Below are 16,408 nucleotides of genomic sequence, written 5' to 3' on the forward strand. Positions count from 1 at the left end.
GGAGAGCCATGACCCCGCTCCGCTTCGGCATTCTCGGCGCCGCAGGCATCACCCCGGCCGCCCTCATCGCCCCGGCCTCTGAGAACCCCGACGTCGAACTGGTGGCCGTGGCCGCCCGCGACCGGGGACGGGCCGAGCGGTTCGCCGCCGAACACGGCATCGGCCGCGTCGAGGACAGCTACGAGGACCTCCTCGCCGCCGACGACATCGACGCCATCTACATCCCGCTTCCGAACTCCGAGCACGGCAGGTGGACGCTCGCCGCGGTCGACGCGGGCAAACACGTCCTCGTCGAGAAGCCCTTCGCGTCCAACGCCGACGAGGCCGAGCGCGTCGCCGCGAGGGCCGCGGAGTCGGACCGCGTCGTGATGGAGGCCTTCCACTACCGCTACCACCCCCTCATCGCGGAGGTGATCGGCCTGATCAACGACGGGGCCATCGGCGACCTGGTCGACGTGAGCGCCTGGTTCGACGTGCACCTGCCCGACCGGAGCAACATCCGCTACATCCACGACCTGGCGGGCGGGTCCACCATGGATCTGGGCTGCTACTGCCTGCACCTGGTGCGCAGCCTGGTCGGTGAGGAGCCCGAGGTCGTCTCGGCCACGTACCGCCCCTCCCCCGAGGACGACCGGATCGACGAGGCCCTCACCGCCGAACTGAGGTTCCCGGGCGGGGTCACCTCGACGGTGTCGAGCTCGCTGCTCGAGGACGTCGAGCGGCAGTCGGCGACGATCACCGGGACGCTCGGCGTGCTCCAGGTCGAGGGCTTCGTGAAGCCCCATGAGGGCAACTCGCTGACGCTGAAGACCGACGGCGACAGCACGAGGATCGACGTCCCGGTGCACCCCACGTCGTACGCCTGCCAGCTCGGCCTCTTCGTCTCGGCCGTGCGCGACGGCGCGGAGATCCTCACCGGCCCGGAGGACTCGGTGAAGCAGACGCGCGCCATCGACGCCATGTATCGCGCGGCGGGGCTCGAGCCTCGCCAGTGAGCATCGTCTGCTGAGCTTGTCGTAGAATCCGGACTCCCGGGCGGCGTCGCCGGGAGTCTGGAGGATGGATGTGCCTGCTCTCATTCCAGAGCTCGCACCGCAGCGCCCGACGCTCAGCCGGGTGCTGACCTTCATCGTGCCGGTGATGATCGTGGGGGCGCTTCCCGTCACGGTCGCCGTCGTCCTGGAGTGGGAGGATCTCAGCCGCCGTCCGGACCGGCTCCTGCTGCTCAGCGCCGTGACCGTGCTGGTGATCACGCTGGGCCTGTGGTGGGCGAGGCGTCTGCTCGTCGGAGTGGGCCTTCAGCTGCGCGACGCGACCCGCACCGCCCGGTTGCGCAGCGAGGTGGTCTGGGCCGTCGGCCACGAACTGCGCAATCCGCTCACCATGATCAGCGCCTCGGCGAGCATCCTGCTCTCGCGTGAACCGGGCGACCTGACAGCCACCCAGGAGCGATTCGTCACTACGGTGGAGCAGCAGGCACGGCAGGGCATCGCGATCTGCGAGGACATCCTCGCCCAGGCGCGCATCGAGACCGGAAACTACCGACCCGCACCGTCGGAGACCGACCTGGTCCGCCTCGTCCGGGAGACCGGGACGGCCATGGAGACCCTGCTCGGACAACGCGACCAGCGCTTGTTCTACCAGCTGCCCCGGTTGATGGATCCGGTGTGGCTGGACGGGCGCGCGGTGAGGCAGGCGCTGACCAATCTGGTGCTGAACGCGTCGCGCCACTCCGAACCGGGAAGCTCCGTCGAGGTCAAGGTCCTCGACAACGACAACGCGGTCGTCTTGCAGGTGGTTGACTCGGGCGATGGGATGAGTCAGGCGGAGCGCGAACATCTGTTCGAGCCCTTCCGCAGCGGAGCCGTCTCCGAGGACGGCATCGGCCTCGGCCTCACCATCACCAAGCAACTCGTCGAGGCCAACGGTGGACGGATGCTCGTCGACACCCGGCAGCTGTCCGGCACGGCCTTCATGGTCACCTTCCCGAAAGAGACGAGGCCCCGGCGATGAGCGAACCGACCATTCTCGTCGTCGACGACGAGCCGCAGATGGTGATGATCCTGGAGTACCTCCTGAGGGGGCGCGGCTTCTCCGTGATCACGGCGACCAACGGCGCGCAGGCACTCGAGCGCTTCGAAGCGCAGCCTGTGGATCTCGTGCTGCTCGACGTGACCATGCCACGCGTCGGCGGGGTGGAGGTGGCCCGTCGGCTCCGCAGGATCAGCGACGTGCCGATCGTGTTCCTCACCGCCCGCTCGAACACCGAACACATCGTGGCAGGGTACGAGGCCGGGGCCGACGACTACGTCGTCAAGCCGTTCGAGCCACAGGTGCTGACGCTCCGGATCGAGGCGTTGCTGCGTCGCACCGTCGCGCCGAGGGCGCAGGTGGTCGAGCTCGACGGCCTGAGCGTCGACCTCGACTCGCGTGCGGTGCGGGTCGGGGACGCGTCCGTGACCCTCTCGGACGTCGAGTGGAGGCTGCTGCGCGCCCTCGCCGAACGCGTCGGCGAGGTGCTCTCATGGCGCTACCTGTTGAGCCAGGCGTGGGACACCCAGGACCATGTCGGCGGCCGGGAACTGGTCAAGGTGACCATCTACCGGCTGCGGCACCGGCTCGGCCATCCGGCCGCCGAGTTGGTGCAGACCGTCCGCGGCGAGGGCTACAGGCTCGGGGCCGAGGCCGGGTAACGGGGCCGTTACCAACCGTTACGCCAGCGTAGGGCGCTGTCACCGGGTCCCTTCGTATCCTGAGGGCGACGGAGAGGTCCGTCACTGACACGATGAAGTGGAGATCAAGTGAGCCTCAAGAAGATTCTGGCCGCGGCCTCGGGCATCGCCCTCGCTGCGACGATGGCGGCCTGTTCGCAGGAGAGCGCCGGCCCGACCGGTGGCGAGGGAAGCGGCGGGAGCGGAAGCCTGACGGTCGTCTGCGGCGCCCAGGAGGACTGGTGCCAGGCGGTGACGAAGGCGTTCACCGAGAAGAGCGGAATCCAGACCGACTACGTCCGGCTGTCCAGTGGTGAGACGGTCGCCCGCCTCGGTGCGTCCAAGGACAGCCCCGAGTTCGACGTGTGGCACGGCGGCCCCAGCGACGGCTTCGAGGCCGCGGACGAGGCGGGTCTGATCGAGCGCTACACCTCCGATGCGACCGCGGCGATCCCGGACACCTACAAGAGCGCGGACGGCACCTGGACCGGCGTGTACGTCGGGGTGCTCGGGTTCTGCTCAAACTCGAAGGTGCTCGACAAGATCGGCGCCGGGGCACCCGAGTCGTGGGCCGACCTGGTCAAGCCCGAGTTCAAGAAGCAGATCGGCACCGCACACCCGGCGACCTCCGGGACCGCCTACACGACGCTGTGGACGCAGATGGTGCTGCACGACATGGACGAGGCTGCGACCTTCGACTACATGCGCCAGCTCAACAACAACGTTCTGCAGTACTCGAAGTCGGGCACTGCGCCGGGCCAGCAGGCAGGCCGGGCGGAGATCGCCACCGGTCTGGTGTTCACCCACGACTGTGTGAAGTACTACAAGGAGGGCATGACCGACCTCGTCGTGACCACCCCGAGCGAGGGCACCGGCTACGAGGTCGGCGGCGTCGGCATCATCAAGAACTCGCAGAACCTGGACGCGGCCAAGCAGTACGTCGACTTCGCCGTCAGCGTCGAGGCACAGGAGATCGGCCCGAGCGTCGGCTCCTACCAGGTGCCGACCAACCCGGACACCCCGACCACCGAGGACATGCTGAACCTCGACGAGGTCACGCTGATCGACTACGACTCCAGCGCGGCCGGAGCGATGAAGGCCTACCTGGTGTCGAAGTTCGACTCCGAAGTGGCCACGGCTCCCAAGTCATGACCGCCACCACCCTGAAGGCGTCGCTGGGGCCCGAACCCCAGCGACGCAGGCGGCGGCCCTCCATGAAGCGCCCCTCCCTGATCGTCGCCATCGGCCTCGTCGCGACCGCCCTGATCGTCGGCGTCGGCCTCCTGTATCCGCTCGCGAAGGTGATCGGACTCACCTTCTCGACCGAGGGCCTCACCGTCCTCGGTCGCATGTTCACCAACCCGGTCAACCGGCAGACGATCACCAACACCGTCGTGCTGGGCGTGCTCGTGGCCGTGATCGGCACCGCCATCGCGTTCCTGTTCGCCTACGTCCAGGCTCGGCTCGACGTCCCGGGCAAGAAGATCCTGCACCTGCTGGCCATCCTGCCCGTCGTGAGCCCACCGTTCGCGCTGGCCTCGAGCGTCATCGTGCTGTTCGGTCGCAACGGCCTGATCACGAACAAGTTGCTCGGTCTCGAGGTCGACATCTACGGCCTCGACGGCCTGACGCTCGTGCTGGCACTCTCGTTCTTCCCCGTCATCTACATGTCGCTGCTCGGCATGATGCAGCGGCTGGACCCGTCGCTCGACCAGGCGGCCACCAACCTCGGCGCGAGCAAGGCGAAGGTGTTCTTCACCGTCACGCTCCCTCTGATGCTCCCTGGCATCGCGAGCGGCGTCCTGCTGCTCTTCGTCGAGGCGATCGCCGACCTGGCGAACCCGCTGGTCCTCGGAGGCGACTTCACCGTCCTGTCCTCCCGCGCCTACCTCGCCATCACCGGCGAGTACGACGTGACGGCGGGCTCGGTGTATTCGATCTCGCTGCTGGTGCCTGCGCTGCTGGTGTTCCTCCTGCAGCGGTTCTGGGTGGAGCGGAAGTCGACCGTCACCGTCACCGGTAAGCCGAGCGGCTCTCCCCTGCTGCAGCGCGGCCCGGTCGCCTGGGTCGCCTACGGTGCGACGGTCTTCATCGCGCTACTGATCCTCGTGATCTACGCGACGATCATCTACGGCGGTTTCGCGAAGGTCCCAGGCGTCAACTGGGCACCGACGCTGGCCAACTACAAGTTCGTCCTCACCGGCATCGGGTCCGAGGCCATCATCGACACGACGGTCATGTCGATCATCGCGGCACCGATCGCGAGCCTGCTCGGCATCATGATCGCCTGGCTGACCGTCACGAAGCTGAAGAAGACGGCAGGGTTCGTCGACTTCGTCGCCATGCTCGGCATCGCCGTGCCAGGCACGGTGCTGGGCATCGGCGTGCTGCTCGCGTTCCGGCCGAAGAACCTCGTCGGAGGCGTGACGGTGCTCCCCTCACTGGCAGGCGGCGCCGCCGTCGCAGGCGGGGCGATCGCGATCATCCTGGTCTTCGTGCTGCGCTCGTTGCCGGCCGCGGTCCGCTCAGGCACCGGCTCGCTGAAGCAGATCCACGGCTCCATCGAGGAGGCCTCCGCCTCCCTCGGCGCTAGCGAGGGAACCACCTTCCGGCTGGTCACCCTCCCGCTCGTCGCTCCCGCCCTGGTCGCGGGGCTGACGTTCGCGATCGCCCGATGCATGACGACGCTGTCGCCGATCGTTTTCCTCACCACCCCACGGACGAAGGTGATGACCAGCCAGATCCTGGCAGAGGTCGACGCCGGCCGCTTCGGCAACGCCTTCGCCTACTGCACCCTGCTGATGATCATCGTCCTGATCTTCATCGGTGGCGTGAACCTCATGAACAAGAAGATGACAGGCAAGCCCGCGCCGAGCGGAACGGCCATGGCCGCTAAGGAACTGACGTGACCACCACACTCAAGCCCGACACCGCTGTGCGCGGCGCCCTCGAACTGAAGTCCCTCGTCAAGCGTTACGACGGAGCCGATGAGAACGCGGTCGACGGAATCGACCTCGACATCCTTCCCGGCGAGTTCATCACGCTGCTCGGCCCCTCGGGTTGCGGCAAGACCACGACCCTGCGGATGATCGCCGGCTTCGAGGAGCCAACCGCCGGCAGCATCGACCTCGACGGCGCAGACCTTGTGCGGATGCGCCCGAACAAGCGCCCGATCGCGATGGTGTTCCAGAACTACGCCCTGTTCCCCCACATGACGGTGGCGCAGAACGTCGGCTACGGCCTGCGGATGCAGAAGTGGAAGCCGAGCGCGATCAACGAGGCAGTCGAGGTGGCCCTCGCGTCGATGAACCTCACGGGCATGCAGGACCGCTCGCCGCACCAGCTCTCCGGTGGCCAGCAGCAGCGCGTGGCACTGGCCCGCGCCATGGTGCTCCGGCCCTCGTTGATGCTGTTCGACGAGCCCCTGTCGAACCTCGACGCCAAGCTGCGCGACCACATGCGCACGGAGATCCGTCAGCTGCAGCAGCGGCTCGGGATCACCAGCATCTACGTGACGCATGACCAGGCCGAGGCGATGAGCCTCTCCGACCGGATCGTCGTGATGAGCAAGGGCCGCATCGAGCAGCTCGACACCCCGGCGGAGGTCTACAACTCCCCCGCGACGTCGTTCGTGGCCGACTTCATCGGGCGCGCCAGCTTCCTGCGCACCCCGGTACTCGGCGAGGAGGGCGATCTTCGACGGGTCAAGGCGTTCGGCCGCGAGTACCTGGTGCGTTCGCATCCCGATGTCGGCCGCGACGGCCTGCTGGTCCTGCGTCCCGAGGGCGTTGCGGTCGAGGCGTCCGAGTCGGAGGCAGACGGCACCGTGGTTTCCGCCATGTACTTCGGGCCCAACGTCGAGTATGAGGTCGACACCGCCGAGGGCAAGATCCTCGTCTCGGTGGCCAACCCCGACCCTCGCGACCTGCTCGAGGTCGCGACAAGGGTGAAGTTGTCGCTCACCAACAACAAGGCGTACCTGCTGCCCGACCAGCCGGCCAGCGCCTCCTGATCTCCGAGGCCACGCCGACCCGGTGCCGGGAGGCACAACCCTTCCGGGTCGGCGTGGCCTCGGGCCGCACCAACAACGGGGGTCGGCCCTACTCGCGCAGCGGCCAGGTCCCGCAGGGGGTGAGTTCGTAGCGGTAGCCGAGCGGGCTCTCCCAGACGAGCACGTCGGGCCCGCGCTGGAGCGACTTCCAGGCCCTCGCCGTCTTGGCCCGATGGGCCCGACGGTTGAGCGGGACGAGGTTGCCGAGCCGGGTCTGCGCCCGGTACCCCTCCCGCCACGGCACCGTGTGGTCGAGATCGAGCCTCCGAGAACTGCGGTTGGAGTACGGGAACATCTCCGTCGGCATGACGATCTCCACCGCACGCTTGAGCTGCGCACCGGGCTCATACCCATCAGACGGATCCAGGTCGGCGAGGTCGATCACCGGATGAACCGTCACCTTTGCCTCCCCGAGCAACTCCCCCAGCAGCCGGCTGGTGATCCAGCCAGCCTTGTCGACCCGCGCGGCGGGCGGGAGGCCACCGACCGAATCGGCGTGGATGTGAACGGCGAGCCCGAGCTCGGGCCGGTAGACCTTGGAGGGTCGGGGTCGTGCCGCCTCGTGGTGTTCAGGGTCGCCCGGCAGGGTGGGTTGGTCGCCGCTCTGCAGCAGGGCGAGCGCTTGCGCGGGGTTCGCGAGGATCCCGAGCGCCTTCGCCCGCCGCTGCTGCAGCGTCAACCCGGGGAACCGGTCTTCGAGCAGCCTCGCCACCCGCGTCGCCGTGACGTCGAGGCTGCGCGCATCGAGCACATCAAGCCTGCCGGTGAGGTTCATGCACCCGTCGAAGAGGCCCCACACATGGACGCCGCGGTCTTCGCGCGCGAGCCGCTCGCGCTCTTGTGCGGCGGCACGGTCAGCCTCGATGATCAGCTTGTCCAGCAGGTTGAAGGTGGCCGTCCAGCCCAGAGCGTCCTGCCGCGGCAGCCAGCGCAGCGTCACAGCTTCGGCAACCTCGGGCCGGAGGTGAGCGCACCTGGCCGCGGCCTTGACCGCCCGCGACGCCTCGACCTTCAGCTCCACCACTGCGGCGAACAGCTTCGGGTGCCGGTGCTTGAGGTTGAGCGCCTCGATGAGCCGGTGACCCGCCGCATGGGGGCTGCACTCAAGCAGCCCTGCCAGCTCGAGGCTCAGGAACTCGGAGACGAGGGGCGTGCCCTCGGCGCCGACCCGGATCCGCTTCTCGGCGAGGACGGCGAGCAGTTCGTCGGTGTCGACGCGGTAGCACTCGGCGAGCTCGCAGATCGAGGCCAGCAGATCTGCCTCTGCCCGGCGACGGCACGTCACGGCCGAGCGGATCGCCTCCGCCTGCTCCCTCGCCATTGCCTCCATGACTTCACGCTACAGACAGGGTCTGACAATTCTGCTGCGCTGAGTCTCGATGTGTGAAGGTCCGATCGTTCCGTGCAGCTTCGAGTCCCAGAGTCGCCCACAGCGCTGGGAAGCCACGATGTTCGAAAACAGATAGGTGCGCTAGACCGGGTCTCGGGCGATCGCTGCACCGGAGACTGGGAGCCATCCCTACTCAGCAGGGGGTGACGATAGATCCGTCTCGGCTGCCAGCAATCGCCCAGCCTGGGAATCGAGACATAGCCCTTTCGCCACCCAATGTTCCGCATGTTCCGCCGTACAGTGTGGACCGATCGGTTGCGACACTTGCGAGACTCCACGCCGAAGACAAGGCTGCGGATCTGGCTCCTGTCTGCCAATCGCCACCTGCGCATGACTCATCAAGGATTCCGTCCATGGCTCCGACCTCGGCGGTCACCGTCTTGGAGTCGCACCGTTGCGTGAGTTGCCCCTTCTCCTGGATCCCAGTACCGAGCAGCCCGACCACTCTGGCCATTGCCCAGCACGTTCTCAAGATCAGCCCTAGTTTGCCGATACATCCGAACCCGCGACTCGTTCCCAACGAACGGAGTCTCCAGACACCGGCGCGGATCAAGCTACCTTCGGGTGACCACGCCGAGCGCCGTCTCTCCTCGCGCAACCAGGACCGTACCCTGCCTGTCCGTCCTCGCGACGGTCATGCCGAGGCCCTCGGCCAGGTCGATCGCCGCCTTCGCCGGGTGACCGTAGTCGTTGTGGGGACTACGTGGTGCACATCGACACCGCCCGGAGAGTAGAGCCCCTAGAGTGGTGTAGCCCCCACAGTGGCCGTGGCCGTCGATGACGGCAGGGCGGTCACCGTGGGATCCTTCGAGTTCATCTCTCACAACTCTCTCAAAGGAAATCAACCACGATGACCGCTCCTCATATTGTCGACCCCGCCCGCGTGCTGGGCAACCTGCTGACCGAAGCATCCCCGGACATGATGCGCCAGCTCCTGCAGAACATGATCAACGCCCTCCTCTCGGCTGACGCCGATCTGGTGTGCGGCGCCGAGTGGGGACAGCCTTCCGCGGGGCGGGTTGCGCAGCGCAACGGCTACCGCCACCGCCCTCTGGATACCCGTGTCGGCACCGTTGATGTTGCCGTCCCCAAACTGCGCTCCGGAACCTACTTCCCCGAGTGGCTCTTGGAGCGCCGCAAACGTACCGAAGCGGCGCTGATCACGGTGATCGCCGACTGCTACCTCGCCGGAGTGTCGACCCGTCGGATGGACAAACTCGTCAAGACCCTCGGGATCGACGGCCTGTCGAAGTCCCAGGTCTCCCGCATGGCCACCGACCTCGATGAGCACGTTGCGCAGTTCCGACACCGCCCCTTGGGCGAGGCGGGCCCGTTCACCTTCGTCGCCGCCGACGCGTTGACGATGAAGGTCCGAGAAGGCGGCAGGGTGACCAACGCCGTGGTCCTCGTCGCGACCGGTGTCAACGGCGATGGTCACCGCGAAGTCCTCGGTCTGCAAGTGGCAACCTCAGAGACCAAACCGGCGTGGAACACGTTCTTCGCTGACCTGGTGGCCCGCGGCCTGGCCGGAGTACGGCTGGTGACCTCTGATGCCCACGCCGGGCTGGTCGAGGCCATCGCGGCGAACCTACCCGGCGCGTCCTGGCAGCGCTGCCGAACCCACTACGCCGCCAACCTCATGGCCGTCACGCCGAAGAGCATGTGGCCAGCGGTCAAAGCGATGCTCCACTCGCCTCTCACGACCAGCCCGACGCGGCCTCCGTCGAGGCGCAGTTCGACCGGCTGCTGGACTACACCGCAGAGAAGCTCCCCGCAGTCGCGGAGCACCTCGAGCAGGCCAGAGCCGACGTGCTCGCCTTCACCACATTTCCTAAGGACGTGTGGACCCAGATCTGGTCGAACAACCCCGCCGAACGCCTCAACCGGGAGATCCGGCGCCGCACCGACGCGGTCGGGATCTTCCCGAACCGGGAAGCCATCATCCGCCTCGTCGGCGCAGTCCTAGCCGAACAAACCGACGAATGGGCAGAAGGCCGCCGCTACCTCGGCCTCGACATCCTCGCACGCTGCCGACTCACCACCATCCCCAACACCACCGAAAAGGGGCTCATCCGATTTGAGGGTGTAGGCGGGGTCTGAATCCGCCGGCTTCGAGGAGGCAGCGGGCGATGTAGTGGGTCAGGTTGCGGAACCCGAGAGCGGAGCCGCGGAGGTGTTCGAGGCGGCCGTTGAGGGCTTCTGTGGGACCATTGCTGGTGCCGGGCCGGTCGAAGAAGTTCAACACATCGATCGCGCGGCGTTTCAGGGTGTGACCCAGGCGGACCAGTTCAGTCAGCTCAGCGGGGACGCCGGTGGCGATCGCATCGATCACGCTGGCCATGAGGTGGCGGCCGAGTGTGCGGTCTTTGCAGCGGTAGGCCTGGACGAGGCGCTGGTAGATGCCCCACGTGGCTTCGACCTCGACGTGGTTCTGGTCGCCGAACAGGTCTTCGAGCCGTGTGACTTGTTTGTCGGTGAGTAGATCGGCGCCGGTGAGTAGGGTGCGGCGGGCTTGATAGAGCGGGTCCCCGCGGCGGCCTCGATGCCCCATGGTGGCTTGTTGGACGCGTTGGCGGCATTTGTCGACAGCCTCCCCGGCCAGGCGCACGACGTGGAACGGGTCCATCACCGCAGCTGCGTCGGGGAGTTCCTCGGCGGCGGCGGTTTTGAAGCCGGTGAACCCGTCCATCGCCACGACTTCCACGCCGGCCCGCCAGGCGGCTGGACGGGCAGCGAGCCAGCGTTTGAACACCTGTTTCGAGCGGCCCTCGACCATGTCGAGCAGCCGTGCCGGGCCAGTCCCAGCCGCTACCGGGGTCAGGTCGATGATCACGGTGACGAACTTGTCCCCGGCACGGGTGTGACGCCAGCAATGCTCATCGACCCCGAGCACGGTGACCTGGTCGAACCGGGACGGATCATCGATCAACACCCGACGACCCTCGGCGATGATCGCATCGTTGGCGGTGTCCCACGCCACCGCCAGCCCTTCGGCGACCCTCGCCACGGTGAGGTGCTGACACACGATAGCTTCGAGCGCCCACCGCACCCCACGCCGCGACAGCCGAGCCCTCGGTTCAGCGGCCCGGTCCATGCTCTGGCGCCACACATGACCGCATTCGACACACCGGTACCTGCGCAGCCGCACCCGCAGCACAGTGGGTCTCCAACCGAAGGGCTCGTGAGCCAGGCCTCGGATTACCGTGTCACGCACCAAACCGCGCCCGCCACAGTTGTGGCACCAGTCATCAGCATCCGTGACGCGGCACTCCAGCACCGCCCGGCGCGCGGTCACGTGTTGGCCAGTCACCTCCAACCCGAGCTCGTCGAGGCGGCAGAAGGTCGTCAGATCAGGCGCGGTGAAGGTAGCGTTGAACACGTCGAGGTCTTCCAGATGGACAGCTTAGGAACTTCCATCTTCGGGAGGCCTCGACCCCTCTATCCAGCCGCCACGCCGGAACCCCTACCTACACCCTCAATTGGGAAGAGCCCGAAAAGGAGCTCCCCGACCACCCGCTGGCGCTCAACGCCTGACCCCAACGACCTACGAAGGAAAAACCGCTATGTGATGTCTCACGACATCGTGGCCGGTTGTGTCTCGGGACTTCGTTGACGGTTGGGTGTCTCATGACTTCGTGGACGGTCGGTTCTGGGTGGGTCCGTGCCAGCCGTGGCGGGTGGTCGGTTTGTCGTAGGTCGCGATGGTGTGTCCTTGTGCGTCGGTGATGGTGACGGTGTCGGCATCCCAGCTGATCGTGACGTGTTCGCCTCGGCGTTTGTAGCCGGCGTAGAACTTGGAGGCGAGGGCTCCGACGTAGCCGCCTTTGGTGACGGTGCGCATGGCGGTCCCGCTGATCCCGGCGGAGGGGCTCTGGCGGGTGGTCTTCATCGGGGTGCCCTGCTGGGGGTTGCGTGGCCCGTAGTACATGCCGGTGGTCGCGGGTCGAGGGTAGGTGTTGATGACCTCGCCGTTGAGGTCGATGATCTCTACTGCGGCTGGGGTCCAGGTCACGTGGACATGCTGCCCGGCCCGGCTGGTGGCCACGTAGAACAGGCAGCTGAGCGTCTTGATCTGGCCGTTGGGTCTGACCTTGACGAGGGCCTGTCCTGTAGCAGGGTGGAGGGTGAGCCGCGTTCTGGTAGCGATCATGGCCGTCTCGGTGGAGGACGGTGTGGTCGTGGCGCGCGCCGAGGGTGGGATCTGCGGGAGGCGGGGTTCAGGAGTCGGTTCGGGTGCCGCCGGGGTAGCGGCCCACGCCTCGGCCGGGGTCTTGCCGTCGAGTGCTTGATGGGCTCGTTCGTTGTTGTAGTACTGGTCGAACTGGTCGACCAGTGCTTGCAAGGCCTCGATCGTCTTCGCGGGTGGCCTGGCGTTGAGCCACTTCTGCAGCGTCTGGTGGAACCGTTCGTTCTTGCCCTGGGTTGTCGGCCGGTCCGGTTTGCCGGTGATGGGCTTGACCCCGAGGTCGAGCAGGTAGTCGACCAGCTTGCCGGTGAAGCCGCGGCGGGTGGGGTTGAACGCCAATCCGTTGTCGGACAGCAGCCGCTGCGGGACGCCCCAGCGGCGGATCGCGGTAGACACGACCAACACAGCGGCTTTGGCTGTCTCGCCGTCGGCGACGAGGCTTGCGGTGGCGAGCCGGGAGTGGTCGTCGATGACCTGGTGGATCGACACGCTGGTGCCATCAGCCAGTGACCAGGCGAACGCGTCGATCTGCCAACAGCAGTTCGGGGCCGGGTAGACGAACCGGCGGTTCGCCGCCCGCGGCCGCTTACGCGGTTCCGGCTTGGACACGCCAGCGGCAGCGAACGCACGAGCGAGTGTAGCCCTTGAGGGCGGGTTCAGCCCCTGTCGGCGCATCCTGGCCAGCACTGACAAGGGGCCGGCGTCCAGCCCCTGCTCGGAGAGCCAAGCTCGGACGGCCAGCGCGTGCTCGATCACCTGCTGGTCGGTCCGGTTCGGGCTGTGATGGGGGCGGCGTGAGCCCGGCTCTGTCGCGCCGACCGGACCGACCTCACCGGCCTGGCGTCTGATCTTGTAGAACACCGCCCGACTGATCTGGTGCCGCTCGCAGAAGCGCGTGACCGCACCCCGCTCGGCATCATCGGGCCAGTTCGCGATCGCCCACCGCACGTCCGCGGGCACGTGGTTGAAATCCATGCCCAAACCAACCACCCGCACCCAGTGCCCACGATGTCGTGAGACTCACTGTCCACGATGTCCCGAGACAGAACCGGCCACGATGTCGTGAGACTTCACAAAGGAAAAACCGCTACACCACTCCACGGGGCTTGACCTCCGGGTACCGGCGAGATGCGACCGGGTCCTGTGGTTGCCGGCTCTTCGTACCTGAGCGAGGGGTGAGCTGGGATCCGATGGCAGAAGGTCCTTGCCTCGTTCCCGTCGTGTCCCATCCCGGAGATCGCCCGCCTGGGCCGCCCTCAACCAGTGGCGAGACGTGTTCCTAGGCTACTTCACCACTGGCGGCGCCAATAATGGCGGCACCGAAGCGATCAATGGCTTGATGGAATCCGCCCCACGCGTCGCCCGAGGGTTCCGTAGCCCCGACAACTACCGCCTCAGAATGCGGCTGATAGGCGGCCGTCTACGCCTCTGACCCCACGCTCAAGTCCGAAGAGCCGGCAATCGCCTCAGCCTCTGCCTTGGCACTCGCCTCAGCGGACGCCTTTGCCTTGGCCTCCGCGTCGGCCTTTGCCTTTGCCTCGGCGGCCGCAGAGGCCTCAGCCTTCGCCTTCTTCAGCTTGGCGCTCTCACTCGCCTTTCGCACGGGGTCGGCGGTCCGACTCGCAACCACGGGAGCCTTCGTTCCCTCGGCCGCGCTGCCGCCCTGGCTCGACGCAACGCTGCCTGCTCCCACCACGAACAGCAGGGCGGCAACCGCAACGGCGAGCGTCCCCAACCCGAGCTTTTCACTCTTGGACCACGGGCGCCGGACCGACTTCGTAAATGCCGTCAGCCGTTCGCCATTCGATGGCGGAAGGGACTCTGGAACCTCTTCGGAAGGGGCGAAATCCGGGCCGGGTGAATCGACCCACCAGACCCACCCATCGGGAGCTGAACCCCATTCTTTCGGGGGTATGAATCCCTGCGTTGGAACCCAATCATCGGGCACGGGCCAGTTTGGAGGAGCATTGAATTTCCGCGTCATGCCCCCGCAGCGTAGTGGCGAAAAGCGCGTCTCCCCAAAGGACTTCGGATAACGATTTCGTGACATCTCTTGCCTCCTTGTCAGCGAGTTCCAAACGCTCACTTCCGTTGCTCCATTCGCGCCCACTACGCCCAGCAGCGCCCCGCTCGATGGTCCAGACGGCGCTAGAGTGGCGCGCATGGGTGCCTGGGCGTGGCTCCGACGCGTGTTCGGGCTGGACGACGCGTACGTGCGGCCCGCGCCCGCGCAGCCCTGGCGGACCGACTGGATCATCGCGGCGCTGCTCTCCGTGATCACCGCCTGCCTGGTCCTGATGTACCAAGGCCAGGGCGAGACCAACGGCATCGCCGAGCCCCCGCTGTGGCCGAGCCTGGCCGCCGTCGTCACCGCGGGCGTGCTCCTGACGCTGCGGCGCCGGTTCCCGGTCACCGTGCTCGTCCTCCTGTCCGGCGTCCACTTCGTCGCCTTCGGCACGCTGCTGCCCTTCGTGGCGTCCACCGCGAGCATGCAGGTCGTCTACTTCTTCGGCATCTACTCCGCCATCGCGTGGGCACGGCGCCGCGAGGCGCTGCTCGGCGCCCTCGCGCTGGTGCTCGCCGCGATGGTGGTGTGGCTCGTCTGGTCAAACATCTACCTGGTGGCGACCTCCCCACCCGGGCAGCAGCCCCCGTTCCTGTACTGGGTCGCCACCGTGCTGATCAACTGCGCCTACTTCGGCGGCGCCATCTACCTCGGCAGGCAGGCCTGGCTCCAGGCCAGGACCACCGACGAACTGGCGGCAAGCCGCGAGCAGGTCAGCAGGCAGGGCGACCAACTGGCCGACCAGGCGGTGGTCGCCGAGCGGCTCCGGATCGCCCGCGACCTGCACGACTCCGTGGCCCACCACATCTCCCTGATCGGCGTGCAGACCGCCGCCGCGCGACGGGCCATGGCCACCAAACCGGAGGTCGCCGCCGAGGCGATGCTGGAGGTGGAGTCGATGTCCCGCGAGGCCGTGACCGAACTGCGCAGCATGCTTGGCTCGCTGCGCGACGTCGCGGACACCACCGGCCCCAAGACCATCGAGGCCCTCTCCGCGCTCGCGGACGAGGCGAGCACCGATGGGCTGCGCGTCAGCTACCAGTTGGTCGGCGACCCCGCCGCCGCCGAGCAACTCTCCCCCATGCAGGCATCCAACCTGCTGCGGATCGCCCAGGAGTCGCTCACCAACATCCGGCGCCACTCCACCGCCACCGAGGCCCGCGTCGTCGTGCGCCTTGAGGACGGCCTCGAACTGGAGGTGACCGACAACGGTCACCCGGTCCCCAACTCCGGCGGCAGCGGGCTCGGCCAGGTCGGCATCCGCGAGCGGGTCGCCGCGCTCGGCGGCACCGTCGAGATCGGCCCCCGCGCCACCGTCGGCTACCGCGTCCTCGTCCAGATCCCCCGGAAGGTCACCCCATGATCCGAGTAGCGCTCGTCGACGACCAGGCGCTCGTGCGCAGGGCATTCTCCCTGATGCTCGGCATCGAGGAGGACATCGACCTGGTCGGCGAGGCCGGCGACGGCCAGGAGGCGATCGCGCTCGCCGCCGAGTCCCGCCCAGACATCATGCTGATGGACATCGAGATGCCCCGCCTCAGCGGCCTCGACGCGACCCGCCGGATCCGGGAGGCGGGCCACACCCAGGTGATCATCCTGACCACCTTCGACCGCGACGACTACCTCTTCGAGGCACTCGAGGCGGGCGCGGCGGGCTTCCTGCTCAAGAACACGGAGCCGGAGCGCCTCCTCGAGGCGATCCGCACGGTCGCCGACGGCGGCGCCCTTCTCGCCCCCGAGGTGACCCGCCGCGTCATCGCGCAGGCCGTCCAGGGACACCGTCCGAGCGAGCCTGCGCCGCAGATTGCGCGGCTCACCGACCGCGAGTTGGAGGTGCTGCGTGAACTCGCGGCCGGCTTCAGCAACGCGGAGATCGCAGAGCGGCTGTTCGTCAGCGAGGCGACCGTCAAGACGCACGTGTCAAGCACGCTCGGGAAGCTCGGCGTCCGCGACCGCGTCCAGGCCGTGATCTTCGCCTACGAGAACGGCGTGGTCGGCTGAGGCC

General features: G+C 67.5%; 13 protein-coding genes and 1 pseudogene. 10 read left to right on the plus strand and 4 right to left on the minus strand.

Annotated features, from left to right (window positions below; genetic code table 11):
• Positions 1-8: 8 nt before the first annotated feature.
• From BW730_RS08180 to BW730_RS08205, 6 genes are all read left to right on the plus strand, one after another.
• Positions 9-995, plus strand: coding sequence for a Gfo/Idh/MocA family protein (locus BW730_RS08180; protein WP_077685813.1), 987 nt, complete (start codon positions 9-11; stop codon positions 993-995).
• Positions 996-1,065: 70 nt separating this feature from the next.
• Positions 1,066-2,013 (plus strand): sensor histidine kinase, encoded by a 948-nt coding sequence (locus tag BW730_RS08185; RefSeq protein WP_158522550.1) that lies wholly within the window; start codon positions 1,066-1,068, stop codon positions 2,011-2,013.
• A complete protein-coding gene (locus BW730_RS08190) occupies positions 2,010-2,693 on the plus strand; it encodes a response regulator transcription factor (RefSeq protein WP_077685815.1) in 684 nt (227 codons plus the stop codon). Before BW730_RS08185 ends, BW730_RS08190 begins: the two co-directional genes overlap by 4 nt.
• 108 nt (positions 2,694-2,801) lie before the next feature.
• Complete coding sequence (locus BW730_RS08195; protein WP_226997150.1) at positions 2,802-3,863, plus strand: ABC transporter substrate-binding protein; 1,062 nt, start codon at positions 2,802-2,804, stop codon at positions 3,861-3,863.
• On the plus strand, positions 3,860-5,620 hold the full coding sequence (locus BW730_RS08200; RefSeq protein WP_077685816.1) for an ABC transporter permease: 1,761 nt from the start codon (positions 3,860-3,862) through the stop codon (positions 5,618-5,620). Before BW730_RS08195 ends, BW730_RS08200 begins: the two co-directional genes overlap by 4 nt.
• Positions 5,617-6,723, plus strand: coding sequence for an ABC transporter ATP-binding protein (locus tag BW730_RS08205; RefSeq protein ID WP_077685817.1), 1,107 nt, complete (start codon positions 5,617-5,619; stop codon positions 6,721-6,723). The genes BW730_RS08200 and BW730_RS08205 overlap by 4 nt, the downstream gene beginning before the upstream one ends.
• An 88-nt stretch (positions 6,724-6,811) precedes the next feature.
• On the opposite strand, the gene BW730_RS18785 is transcribed toward BW730_RS08205, so the two are convergent.
• Positions 6,812-8,092, minus strand: coding sequence for an HNH endonuclease signature motif containing protein (locus BW730_RS18785; protein WP_158522552.1), 1,281 nt, complete (start codon positions 8,090-8,092; stop codon positions 6,812-6,814).
• 910 nt (positions 8,093-9,002) lie between these two features.
• Between BW730_RS18785 and BW730_RS08215 the strand changes: the two are divergent.
• Positions 9,003-10,252 (plus strand): annotated as a pseudogene (locus tag BW730_RS08215) (IS256 family transposase).
• On the opposite strand, the gene BW730_RS08220 reads toward BW730_RS08215, so the two are convergent.
• Positions 10,221-11,531 (minus strand): ISL3 family transposase, encoded by a 1,311-nt coding sequence (locus BW730_RS08220; RefSeq protein WP_145952651.1) that lies wholly within the window; start codon positions 11,529-11,531, stop codon positions 10,221-10,223. The pseudogene BW730_RS08215 and the gene BW730_RS08220 overlap by 32 nt on opposite strands.
• Before the next feature lie 246 nt (positions 11,532-11,777).
• On the minus strand, positions 11,778-13,313 hold the full coding sequence (locus BW730_RS08225; protein ID WP_077685417.1) for an integrase core domain-containing protein: 1,536 nt from the start codon (positions 13,311-13,313) through the stop codon (positions 11,778-11,780).
• 298 nt (positions 13,314-13,611) lie between these two features.
• Here BW730_RS08225 and BW730_RS20345 point away from each other — a divergent pair, with 298 nt between their 5' ends.
• Entirely contained in the window at positions 13,612-13,770 is a 159-nt protein-coding gene (locus BW730_RS20345) for a transposase (RefSeq protein WP_158522554.1), read from the plus strand.
• On the opposite strand, the gene BW730_RS18790 is transcribed toward BW730_RS20345, so the two are convergent.
• Complete coding sequence (locus BW730_RS18790; RefSeq protein ID WP_077685820.1) at positions 13,759-14,073, minus strand: hypothetical protein; 315 nt, start codon at positions 14,071-14,073, stop codon at positions 13,759-13,761. The genes BW730_RS20345 and BW730_RS18790 overlap by 12 nt on opposite strands.
• Positions 14,074-14,500: 427 nt before the next feature.
• Here BW730_RS18790 and BW730_RS08240 point away from each other — a divergent pair, with 427 nt between their 5' ends.
• Positions 14,501-15,766 carry a sensor histidine kinase gene (locus tag BW730_RS08240; protein ID WP_077685821.1) on the plus strand — a complete coding sequence of 422 codons (1,266 nt, stop codon included), beginning with the start codon at positions 14,501-14,503 and terminating at the stop codon, positions 15,764-15,766.
• The gene (locus BW730_RS08245) at positions 15,763-16,404 is read left to right on the plus strand and encodes a response regulator (protein ID WP_077685822.1); all 642 of its coding nucleotides are present in this window, start codon (positions 15,763-15,765) and stop codon (positions 16,402-16,404) included. The genes BW730_RS08240 and BW730_RS08245 overlap by 4 nt, the downstream gene beginning before the upstream one ends.
• Positions 16,405-16,408 lie beyond the last annotated feature (4 nt).

The organism is Tessaracoccus aquimaris (genome assembly GCF_001997345.1).
GTDB lineage: Bacteria > Actinomycetota > Actinomycetes > Propionibacteriales > Propionibacteriaceae > Arachnia > Arachnia aquimaris.

Excerpts from the sequence above, each read along its gene's own strand:
- BW730_RS08180 (WP_077685813.1), top strand. The coding sequence starts at position 9 with ATGACCCCGCTCCGCTTCGGCATTCTCGGCGCCGCAGGCATCACCCCG.
- BW730_RS08190 (WP_077685815.1), top strand. The coding sequence starts at position 2,010 with ATGAGCGAACCGACCATTCTCGTCGTCGACGACGAGCCGCAGATGGTG.
- BW730_RS08200 (WP_077685816.1), top strand. The coding sequence starts at position 3,860 with ATGACCGCCACCACCCTGAAGGCGTCGCTGGGGCCCGAACCCCAGCGA.
- BW730_RS18785 (WP_158522552.1), bottom strand. The coding sequence starts at position 8,092 with ATGGAGGCAATGGCGAGGGAGCAGGCGGAGGCGATCCGCTCGGCCGTG.
- BW730_RS08225 (WP_077685417.1), bottom strand. The coding sequence starts at position 13,313 with ATGGATTTCAACCACGTGCCCGCGGACGTGCGGTGGGCGATCGCGAAC.
- BW730_RS08240 (WP_077685821.1), top strand. The coding sequence starts at position 14,501 with ATGGGTGCCTGGGCGTGGCTCCGACGCGTGTTCGGGCTGGACGACGCG.
- BW730_RS08245 (WP_077685822.1), top strand. The coding sequence starts at position 15,763 with ATGATCCGAGTAGCGCTCGTCGACGACCAGGCGCTCGTGCGCAGGGCA.